At 64.0% G+C, this 6,658-nt stretch carries 5 protein-coding genes and 3 pseudogenes; 2 read left to right on the top strand and 6 right to left on the bottom strand.

The annotated features are described in order from the left end of the window. Nucleotides 1–224 (top strand): annotated as a pseudogene (locus AC1DY5_RS36970) (IS4 family transposase); the annotation flags it as partial. 128 nt (nt 225–352) lie between these two features. After that, nucleotides 353–934, top strand: a complete 582-nt coding sequence (locus tag AC1DY5_RS36965) for a BPSL1445 family SYLF domain-containing lipoprotein (RefSeq protein ID WP_478119445.1) — start codon at nt 353–355, stop codon at nt 932–934. A 1,161-nt stretch (nt 935–2,095) separates the two neighbouring features. Here AC1DY5_RS36965 and AC1DY5_RS36960 read toward each other — a convergent pair. The 6 genes and pseudogenes from AC1DY5_RS36960 to AC1DY5_RS36935 all read right to left on the bottom strand — a co-directional run. Beyond that, the gene (locus tag AC1DY5_RS36960; RefSeq protein ID WP_478119444.1) at nt 2,096–3,724 is read right to left on the bottom strand and encodes a D-alanyl-D-alanine carboxypeptidase/D-alanyl-D-alanine-endopeptidase; all 1,629 of its coding nucleotides are present in this window, start codon (nt 3,722–3,724) and stop codon (nt 2,096–2,098) included. A gap of 274 nt (nt 3,725–3,998) precedes the next feature. Beyond that, a pseudogene (locus AC1DY5_RS36955) lies at nt 3,999–4,184 on the bottom strand (M23 family metallopeptidase); the annotation flags it as partial. Further along, the gene (locus AC1DY5_RS36950; RefSeq protein WP_478119443.1) at nt 4,181–4,951 is read right to left on the bottom strand and encodes a hypothetical protein; all 771 of its coding nucleotides are present in this window, start codon (nt 4,949–4,951) and stop codon (nt 4,181–4,183) included. The pseudogene AC1DY5_RS36955 and the gene AC1DY5_RS36950, both read right to left, overlap by 4 nt. Nucleotides 4,952–5,018: 67 nt before the next feature. After that, nucleotides 5,019–5,891, bottom strand: a complete 873-nt coding sequence (locus tag AC1DY5_RS36945) for a D-alanyl-D-alanine carboxypeptidase (protein ID WP_478119442.1) — start codon at nt 5,889–5,891, stop codon at nt 5,019–5,021. 15 nt (nt 5,892–5,906) lie between these two features. After that, entirely contained in the window at nt 5,907–6,194 is a 288-nt protein-coding gene (locus AC1DY5_RS36940; RefSeq protein WP_478119446.1) for a D-alanyl-D-alanine carboxypeptidase, read from the bottom strand. Between the two features lie 210 nt (nt 6,195–6,404). Further along, nucleotides 6,405–6,658: pseudogene (locus tag AC1DY5_RS36935) on the bottom strand (hypothetical protein); the annotation flags it as partial.

The raw sequence follows: 6,658 nt of genomic DNA, 5'->3' as shown, positions 1-6,658 counted from the left end.
CGGTGCAACTGTGGACGGAGTGGGTCTCGCGAGGCCTCTCGGTCACGAAGGATTGCCAGCGGCTGTTCACGTTGATCGCCCAATGCAAGGTCGGCCATCGACCCGGACGCATCGAGCCGCGAATGCGAAAACGAAGGCCAAAACCCTACCCGTGGTTGAAGGTGCCGCGCGCTCACGCTCGCCGACAAGTCGAGAAGTATGGTCATGCGTACGAGCCAAAGTAAGCGCCATTCCGTTTAGGTGCGCTTCTATTGTGGGCTTGGAGGCACTCTGGCCCGCCTATCATGGTCAAGACCGACATGGCTCGCATCGTCAAGCCGAGCGCTGGAACCTTATCTGCGAAGGAACCACCATGTACCCCTACTTCAGAACAGCCATGAGTGCCGCAGTCGTTGCGGTGGCAGGCCTCGCTTTCGTCGGTTGCACGACGACCATGAAGGGCGACAGCACGAGCAGCACGCCTGCGCGTGCTTCGATCGATGCTCAGGTCGATGCTTCGCTCTCCAAGCTCTACACGAACGTGCCCGGTTCGCGCGAGTTGGTGGCCAAATCCAGGGGCGTGCTTGTGTTCCCGGCGGTGGTCGGCGCAAGTTTCGTTGTCGGCGCTCAATACGGTCGCGGTGCCCTCCGTGTGAACGGGCGCACTGAGGCTTACTACAGCACCACCGCGGGGTCGCTGGGCTTCCAGGCGGGCGCGCAGTCGAAGGCGGTCATCTACCTGTTCACCACGCAGCAAGCGCTGGACAAGTTCCGCAGCAGCAAGGGCTGGACTGTCGGCGCGGACGCCACGGTCGCGGTGGCGAACATCGGCGCCAACGGCAGCGTCGACACCAACACAATTCAGCAGCCGGTGGTGGGCTTCGTGCTCACCAACGTGGGGCTGGAGGCCGGTGTGTCGCTGCTCGGCGCGAAGATCGATCAAGTCCAGCCTTGATCTGGACGCGACAACATCTCGTGACTGCCCGGGGACGTCGCGAGTCGGAACAAGCCCGGTCACTTGAGCAAACGCGGATGCCAAGGCATCCGGTGAAGCGGGTCATGAGCTGCCGACCGCTATATGTCGACAAAGACTGATTCGCCGACGTCGCGTTCCATTCTTGAGCCCCATCACCCCCTGGGCCAGCGGGAGCAGTTCCTGGAGGAGGGTGCGCATTGCGTCCACAGCCGGGCCCTCGACATTCGTAGYGGCAACGCGCTTCGCCGCGGCGTGCACCTCGTGCAGCCCGTAGACGTTCACTTTGTAGTAAAGATCCTGGAGCGCCTCCGACATGCCGCCGTTCCGCCAGGCTTCGCCCGTGAAGCGCCGATGGTCGTGCCGATCCCATGCTTCCTGCACCGCGTTCGAGAGCGTGGATTTGGTGTCCTGAAGGGCGACGTTTCGGATCTCGCCCGCATCGAGTGCGTTCGGCGATGGTCGTCAGGGCGGCATCAAGGCGTGCAGGGCTGCGCGCGCCCGCACGGGGAGGGGAAAGTCGTTGAGATGCATGGTGGGCCGGGATTTGACCACCGCAGCGCACTATTGCCGCAAACGCTTGCGCAAGGTCGGCTAACTCAGTCGCGTAGGATGATGGAAGCATGGATCGTGTGGGATTGCAGCTACTGCGAATTCGCCGGAGTTACTGACATTCGCTAGCCGAAGTTGGTGCGATGTTCCCCACGATGCTCGAAATTGGGGCGTTGGATCTGCCAGGTGCCGTGATTCTGAGGCTGCGTCTCGACACCGCCCGAATCAGAATCCCGACCTGCAGACCACGGCAGTGGGGTCGGGGGAGATGTCGCCGGCGCGCCAGGTGCTGAATCGCACGCGCGGCTACCGGCGCATGCAGGTCTCGCACCTGAAGCTTTGCGCGAGCCGCGCGTTCTGGTCGGTGGCTTACGCACCATTGCCACGCGTTTGGTCCGACGATGACCTAATAGAAGTTTTTGATCCCCTCCGGGCAGGCCATAGGCGTGTTGTGAATTCCGGCATTTCTTCTAGTCGTGAATGACAAGAATTGACGGAAGCACTTGCGACAAGTATTGCCGATAGGGCATCGGCCATGAAGAAGACCGCGGACGGTCGAATCGACGTGAGCTGCCGATGTCGCAGGAGGCTTCAGTGAAGTTTCCAGAGCCAGGCGGAGATGGTTCCGACATCCTGAAACACTGGCAGGATGTCGTTGACGCCCGAAATCACGCCGACGTCATTGACGACTAACGTGAAGGCGAGATGGCGGCCGCTCTTCGTGTCGATGTAGCCGGCCAGTGCCTGGGCACGGAGCACGGCCCCACGGTCAGAACCTTCGACAAAGGTACCGGTTTTTGCATGCACCTGGCCCTTGGCACCCGCCAGCGTCGGATCGGCCGCGAAATCTTTCACAAACGCCAAGGAGCCGTCGATGCCCAACTGCGGAAGAGCATCGCGGAATTGAGGGTAACTCTGGCGCCGCCACATGCCCGCAAGCAACGCAGTGACGGCCTCGTTGGTGGCCGTCGTGAGGCCGCCGCCGCTGCCGTCGACGAAATGCAAGGCAGTCTCCGGAATGCCGAATTGGTTGGCCAGTATCGCGGCTTCCGCAGTCTGCGATGCGGTGAGCGTGCTGACGCCCTGGGTGAGCCCGAGCAGCATCAGGCTCGTATCGGCCCCGAGGTTGTAGCTCACCTTGAGGATGTGCTTGGCAAAATCCTTGTACGGATGGGACGCCAATTCAGCGACGCGCATGTTGGCGGCGTACGACGAGCTTGCCGGCAGTTGCTTCGATGGATTGGCCGCCACGATCGGGGCGGAAGCCGTGACGCCCGCGCGGGACAGTGCCTCGATGAGCACGCTGCGCGCGTAGGTGGACGGGTCCACGATCCGGAAGGTGCGAATCAATGGAAACGAGCCGGTGAGCGGCGGAACGAAGCCGGCCGGCAGCGTGCCGGCGACGTGGCCGAAGCACGGCGTGGTACCGAGGCAAGCCGGCAGCTCCGGCTCGAGCGCGAGGTCGAGGTCGCTGCCTGACGCGCCCAGCGCGAGGCTGGACTGGACATCGAAGGCCACTGATTTCGCCCGCCAGTCGACCCCCGCGTTCTGGTCGATCATGACATCGACCACATCGTCGTTGACGAACATCGGGCTGACCTTGAACTCGCCGCGGAAGTCGAAGTGCTCGAACAGGCGGTCGTCGATGATCACCTCGCCCGTGATCTGCCGGATACCGGAAGCAGCCACCTGGGTCGCGAGCCGGTCGAAACCTGCCAGAGGGTCGGGCGCGGTCAAGGTCGCGTTGCCCAACGCGTTGGCCTCGTTGTGGTCCTCGTTCGTGAGGGCGAAGCTGCCGTCCGGGTTGGTGCGGCCACCCATTGCAAGGTCACCGCTCGCGACCACGATGAGGTCGCCGTGAAGCACCCCGGCCGCATCGACGAAGCCCCGGCGATAGACCGGCGTACGGAACACATGCTCGGGCCCGAGCGCGTCGAGCGCGAGGCCGACCGAGAACAGCTTGCGCACCGAGCCGATCAGCATGGGCTGCCCGGGGAGCTTGTCGTAGATCACGCGGCCACTGTCGAGGTCAACCACACGCAAGGCCCAGCTCGCATCTCGGTACACCGGCTTCTCGAAGATCTTCGTGATCTCGGCAGGCACGGGTTGCACGACCGCGGCCAATGGAAGTACCGCGCCACCGCCACCGCGGCCACAACTGACGAGCAGGGAGAGCGCAATGACGAAACCGGCGGCGTATCTGTGGTGAGTGAAGGTCATGGGCTGTTCTGATGTTAGGAAGGAAAGTCGACGATCCACAGATCGAGTGGCAGTACGTTTCGGCGCGCCCCCGCTGGGGCACGGCTTCAAGCGCGATCGGCGTGCCCTCGCTGCTGGCCTGGTCGTGGGCCGCCGTGGAGACGCCGCGCTGTGATGAGCTGAAGCTCTCCAACAGATAAGGAAGGCCGTTCGAGGCCAGGGGCGAAGGACCATCGACGACGTGGAAATGCAGGTGTGGCTCCGACGAGTTGCCCGAGGTGCCGACTTKCCCGATGACCTGTCCCGCACGCACCGTGTCTCCCGCTCGCACCCGAACCGATCCCGGCACCATGTGCGCGAAGAGCGCGAAGCGGCCACCGCCCAGATCCAGCACGACGTGATTGCCGTCAGCCTGCTCGATGGGGATCGAGGCTGGCAGGGCGCCTGGCGGCGTGTCCGGCAAACCGTCGACGGCCGTCACGACCGTCCCGTCCTCAACGGCGTAGATCGGCTTGCCGTAGATGACATAGCTGGCAGGCAGTTTCGGATCGCCGACATAGATGCGGCCCTGCTCGTCGAGCTGCTCCCAGTCGATGGCGAACGCTGCGCCGTGAAGAGCTGGCCATTGAGCGGCAGCGTCGCCTGCACGTGGCGCACCGAGTCGCAGCATCCGTCGCCGGCGATGTACCGAGTGCCGCGCAGCGGGGCCCCGAGCACGAGCGTAGTCGGCGCTGCCAGTGAAATGCGCCCAGCCGTCTCGACGACGGGCGCATCACCTGTCGCTACCGTGATCCGATGGGCGAGCGAGGCGGGAATCGCAGCCTGGTCGCCGAACGTCACATGCATGTAGAGCAGGCCCATCTGGGAAGGGCCGATGCTGCCTTTCACCGCGGCCCGGTCGCGAACCACCAGGCGCTGCGCGATGTCCGCCGGCGACAGCGTGGCAACGGGTCTGCCGAGGCTCGCATCAAGAACATCCAGCCCCTGGATCGCCACGCTGCTGCCGGTGAAGTTGCTCAGTTCCAGCTCGCAGACCAGATGGAAGAGACCATCGGAGCCCTTCACCGGAACCGGCGTGTTCGCGATTCGCATGGTGACCGGCGTGACTTGCATGGCCGGGGCACCGTTGCCCGACTGCGCAATGGCCAGCGAGCCCAGCAGCGCGGACAGCGACGAAGACCATCCGCCGCCGCCGCAGGCGACAAGAACGCACAGGGCCGAGGCGGCCAGCAAGGTCGAGGTCTTCATGGTTCAAGCTTTCGATGGAGCGGAGTTGCAGGTTGACCGCCGGCGGGCACCTTACATCCCCGCGAATTCAGTTCTCGTTGTAGACAATGCCGGCAATCTGCGCTTCGTCTTCGAAGACGTCGAGCGAATCCGCGATCGCAGTCAGCGGGCCCGCGTCGTTGACGAACAGCGCGAACGCCAGCGTGCGTCCGCTCCTGGCATCGATATAGCCTGCCATGCTGATGGCGACCATCTTGCCGTCCTGGACCGTCGCTCCGCTCTTCACGGCGATGTGCTCCTTGCCGACCACGGTCTTGCCTATGCTGGCGACCGATCCGTCGATGCCCAGCAACGGCAGCGCGCGACGATACGCTTGGTACGTCGCACGCGCGCTCATGGCGCTAATCAACCTGGCGGTCGTGCGCGCCGAAGCACGGCTGTCCGGAGTTCCGCTGCCATTGGTCGGGAATTCGAATCCCGCCGGGTCCAGTCCAAGGTCGTTTGTGAGCAGCTTGCGCTCCGCAGCGAGCGCGGTGGACACGGTTCGCTGCCCCTGCGACAGCCCGACCTGCATCAGGCTCATGTTGGCGCCGGTGTTCAGACTCACCTTGAGGATCAGCTTCGCGTATTCCGAATAGGCGGGCGAGACGAAGTTGGCCACGCGCGATGCCGCCGCAAAGGACTGGAACGGGGGCAGCTTGCCCGCGGGATTGACGCTTACGACGCTCGCAGAGACCGTCACGCCCGCACGCGCAAGGGCGTCGATGAAGGCGATGCGCGCGAACGATGGGGGGTCCTCGACTCGCAGCACACCGACATGGGTCGAGCCGCCGACCAGCAGTGCCTCGTAGCCCACAGGGATCGTCGCCAGCGACGTGCCGTTCGCGCCCGAGACTGTGCCGGTGCATCCCGGAGCGCCGATGCAGCCGAGCGCGATGTTGTCCGGCGTGCCTGCGAACACGTCAAAGTCGGCTGCCTAGCCCATGACGCCCGTGACCGGAAGGCCGGCGATCGAGAAGCCGCTGGTTCTGGGCCGCCAGTCCAGCAGCGCGGGATCTCCGGCCTGCGCGCCCGGTGCCAGCGTGACGTCGATGAGGTTCTCGTTGAGGCTCATCGGAGAGATCAGCACGTGTCTATYCGGCACACGGAAACTGTCGAACAGGCGGTCATCGATGACCACGTCGCCCTCCACGCGCTGTATGCCGGCGGCGCGCACCTGGCGGGCCAGTTCGTCGATGGCGGCCAGCGGATCTTCGGGCGTCAGTCCCGAGCCACCGAAGGCGTGGGCCTCGTTGTGGTCGAAGTCGGTGTAGCCAGCGTGCCGTCCGCTTCATTGATGATTGGCGTGCCTCAATCCATGAGTAGCCGCGCGAATACACCGTTGATTAAAAAATACGGAGTATGCGCACTAGTCTTACTGTGTTAGATATTTGGTGCACGTTGATGCCCAAGACAGCAGGGACATCGGGGGAGGTTACGAGCCAGTAGTGCGCCGATATGCAATCGCAAACTCGTGATGGAGGATGGGACGTGGCGCTGCGCCCTCTGGGCTTCCCCGAGGTTTGTAATGCGTGGGTAGGGCAGGCGTTTGCCATTGAGCGGAGTTTTTTTTACCCCCCGTCTCGTCGGGGTGTCGTAGCCGCTGAGCGACCAAGAAGCCGTAGGCGGCAATGCTCTCGTCGGGGTGTCGTAGCCGCTGAGCGACCAAGAAGCCGTAGGCGGCAATGC

The organism is Variovorax sp. P4_D9 (assembly GCF_056401695.1).
Note: the sequence above shows the minus strand (reverse complement) of the source record. Positions and strands in the feature narration are given on the sequence as shown.

Excerpts from the sequence above, each read along its gene's own strand:
- AC1DY5_RS36965 (WP_478119445.1), top strand. The coding sequence starts at position 353 with ATGTACCCCTACTTCAGAACAGCCATGAGTGCCGCAGTCGTTGCGGTG.
- AC1DY5_RS36960 (WP_478119444.1), bottom strand. The coding sequence starts at position 3,724 with ATGACCTTCACTCACCACAGATACGCCGCCGGTTTCGTCATTGCGCTC.
- AC1DY5_RS36950 (WP_478119443.1), bottom strand. The coding sequence starts at position 4,951 with ATGAAGACCTCGACCTTGCTGGCCGCCTCGGCCCTGTGCGTTCTTGTC.